1 pseudogene is annotated in these 550 nt (G+C 38.7%); it reads left to right on the forward strand.

From position 1 onward, the window contains the following. Positions 1–550: pseudogene (yadC, locus tag RTW80_RS27025) on the forward strand (fimbrial tip-adhesin YadC); the annotation flags it as partial.

Genomic DNA, 550 nt, shown 5'->3' on the forward strand with positions numbered 1-550 from the left:
TGGTACCGGTGGTGGTATTCTTTACTGCAATACATCTGGCAGAGCGAATCCTGGTCCAATAACTATTGAAAATGCCATGGTCTATTCAGGTAAAGATTATGGCGGACATAAACTATTTAATACATCTGTTCCTGGTCTGTATTACACCATGTTAATATCAAGGGTCTGGTCTGCATACGATACAATAACTGACATTCAATCGCCAGGAATCTATATCGGAGATCCTTCCAACCAAGAATTTTTCTTTTCCGTCACAGACAGCGATCTACAAACTAAGGGTTGCAACAAAGCAGACGACTACGATAAGTTTTGGGCTATTGGTGGTATAGTACACAACATAACTGTTGAATTTTATACAGATACTAATTTCGATCCTACACTTAATCAGCAAGTCCAGTTATCCAGTTCATCAAATTACCTTTATTCGTTTAAGGCCTACAGTCCTGGTACAAAAGTTGTAGATCACAGCAACCACATTTATGTCAATTTCACACTGAATAATGTCAAATTAACCTTACCAACATGTTTTACCTCCATACGTACCGGGCCA

The sequence above is a fragment of the Escherichia sp. AM3 genome (assembly GCF_032029835.1).
Classification (GTDB): Bacteria; Pseudomonadota; Gammaproteobacteria; order Enterobacterales; family Enterobacteriaceae; genus Escherichia; species Escherichia coli.